Source organism: Alteromonas sp. AMM-1, from assembly GCF_047290655.1.
Taxonomy (GTDB): Bacteria; Pseudomonadota; Gammaproteobacteria; order Enterobacterales; family Alteromonadaceae; genus Alteromonas; species Alteromonas mangrovi.
Map to the genome: position 1 here is coordinate 1 of NZ_JBLBUE010000265.1, position 2,636 is coordinate 2,636.

Genomic DNA, 2,636 nt, shown 5'->3' on the forward strand with positions numbered 1-2,636 from the left:
CAAATAGCCGACGACCTTCACCGGACACACACCAATGAGCAACCTCATGCAATGCACTTGAAAAATAACCGTGAGCAAACACAATCTGGTGGTACTCACAGTGTGCGTGGTTGCCGTTCAGTTTGCTACTGCTTACTGCCGCACAGGCGCGCCCAGCCGGTAAATACACCGGCTCATCTCCGCCCAGCACAAGGCGTGTGGCATAAGATTGGGCAAACGTGTTGTTAAACACATCAATTAACGCTGGCACCTGCAAATCAACGTCGCTATGCCCGACATGATCAGATTGTAATTGACACGCAGTATTCATACGGATAGTTAAGCAGTATTACCCTGTTTCATATGGCCGCGGAGGATACCAAATACCGCGCCCTGCCACCAGATTGTATTGCAGGTTGAAGCCGGATATCATGATTTTCCAGTGTAAACGAAAGGTATTAGTACGTGACAGACTCCCTTATTGCTCATCTAAGGCAAGTGAATGCCAGGCGCCAGTTAGCGCAGCAAATGGGCATTTTGGAGGACATTCAGGCAGTACAGCGCTGGCAATGCAAGCGGTTGCTAACAACGCACGCGAAGATGGCAAGCCAGACTGAATACCACGACGCCATCACCTTTTTTGTTGATGAACTGTACGGGCCAAAAGATTTCAGCCAACGCGACGCCGACTTAATTCGCGTGATCCCAAAACTTGCTAAAGCCTTACCCAATAAAGCTATGGTGGCACTGGATAAAGCACTTATGCTGAATGCCTTGTCGTTTGAACTGGACATGGCCGTTGCACAACACCTTGATAATACACCGCTCAATCGCGATACCTATGCGATGGCCTACCGGTCGGTGGGCAGGGCTGATGACAGAGCGACGCAGATTGCGATTGTTGCCTCGTTAGGCGAACAACTGGCGGATGTGGTGAAGATCCCCGGTATCGGGCTTATTATTAAACTGTCGCGTCGGCCCGCCAAAATGGCCGGATTACTGGCCCTGCACGATTTTCTTTACCGCGGATTCAGTGCTTTTAAAGGGCTGGGTGATGTGAAGGCCTTTATAGAACCCGTGATTGCCGCTGAAACTGAATTAAATGCTGCGTTGCTCGACGCACGCGTAAACTTAACAACGGATAACCCCCTACCCGATGTCTGATATTTCTCCCTGGCAATACCCCAACCCATTTGTTGTAACCTGGAAAATTCAGGAACAAGACATAGACCACTACCAGCACGTGAACAACGTGGCCTATCTGAGCCAACAAGAAAATGTAGCCTGGCAACATTCACGCTCGCTAGGATTAAGCTTTGAACACTATAAGGAACTGGACCGGGCTATGGTGATTGTGCGCCATGAACTGGACTATGTTAAACCGGCTTTTCGCGACGATGAGCTGCATTGCGCGACCTGGATTGTTGCCTGCGATGGTCGCTTACAACTCACCCGGGAGTTTCAGTACATTCGGGCCAGTACAGGTGAAACTCTGTACCGTGGCAAAACCCGGTTTATCTGTGTTAAGTTGTCGTCTGGTCAACCCGCAAGAATGCCCCGGCCTTTCGCCGATATTTATCAGGGTGCGGTGATCCCGCAGATTCAAGGATAGTTATTTTACATGTCTCGCTATACTCAGGTTGTAACAGTGGCATTGCTTTGCTCGATGGCACTCAATGCCTTTTTGTTGTTTAGCGATGATGATTCACCCTTGCGCTATCCTACTGAATCGGTTCCTCGTCATAACGCACCGCAATCGTCTGAGTCACCTGCTATGGTTAGCGTTCGTCAATCGGTGCCTGATCAATCATCAGTCGCCTCGGCGAGCCCGTCAGCGCAACGCCGCACATTGGCCTCCACAGAGAGTATTGCTGATTCAATAGCTCTGGCTCGTGAGTGGCTGGAGGCAGGTGAATACGGTAACGTGGAAGCATTTATTCAACGAATGATACGCAACCACTTTACTAACCCTGAGCTGCTGTTACTGGAAGCAGACTGGTTTCTGGCCACGCAACCGCTTGCTCTTGCCCTTGCACACATTTACGAATTATTGGATAGCGGCATGCTGCCGGCCGACCAGCAGGACAAACTGGCAATACGCGCAGAAAGTCTACGCGACGAGGCCATTCGCGCACTATATGAAGGTCATGAGTGGGATATGCTGGCGCAGTTTATTGAGCCCTTATTTCAACTGTTCCCTACCGATCGCTCGTTAATTTTATTGTTGGCTGAAGCTTATGCTCAGCAACAAAAATTCACCCTAATGGAAGACACTCTGGCCAGCTTGCCACCGGATCATCCCGGCGCGGAACAATTGCGCAAGCGCATGCAAACTGCACAGGATGATACTATTGATGACGGGATAATTGACGATAGTCTGCCCGATAAAACCCTTACTACCCGGGTGAGCCTGGAGAAATACGGCGAACACTATTTGGTAGAGGTAGACTTACAGGGTACCCATGCCAGTTTAATGCTGGATACCGGCGCAAGCAGCACGGCAATCAGTCAACAAGTGTACCGGCAGTTACAGCGCTTTTCACGGCTGCAAATGCTGGGATTATTCGACGTAAATACCGCAAGCGGACCCATTCGTGCACCGTTGGTAAAAATAGCATCCTTAACGTTGGGGCCTTACACATTAAAAGACATAGGTG

At 50.0% G+C, this 2,636-nt stretch carries 4 protein-coding genes; 3 read left to right on the plus strand and 1 reads right to left on the minus strand.

The window, feature by feature from the left end; genetic code table 11:
- Positions 1-310: elongation factor P hydroxylase (locus ACLR2L_RS19855; RefSeq protein ID WP_413370711.1), on the minus strand; the 310-nt coding region annotated here is incomplete at its 3' end.
- Between the two features lie 134 nt (positions 311-444).
- Between ACLR2L_RS19855 and ACLR2L_RS19860 the strand changes: the two genes are divergently transcribed.
- From ACLR2L_RS19860 to ACLR2L_RS19870, 3 genes are all read left to right on the plus strand, one after another.
- Positions 445-1,143, plus strand: a complete 699-nt coding sequence (locus ACLR2L_RS19860) for an FFLEELY motif protein (protein WP_413370713.1) — start codon at positions 445-447, stop codon at positions 1,141-1,143.
- Entirely contained in the window at positions 1,136-1,591 is a 456-nt protein-coding gene (locus ACLR2L_RS19865) for an acyl-CoA thioesterase (protein ID WP_413370715.1), read from the plus strand. Before ACLR2L_RS19860 ends, ACLR2L_RS19865 begins: the two co-directional genes overlap by 8 nt.
- Positions 1,592-1,600: 9 nt before the next feature.
- Positions 1,601-2,636 (plus strand): TIGR02281 family clan AA aspartic protease (locus ACLR2L_RS19870; RefSeq protein WP_413370717.1); only part of this gene is annotated, 1,036 nt, incomplete at its 3' end.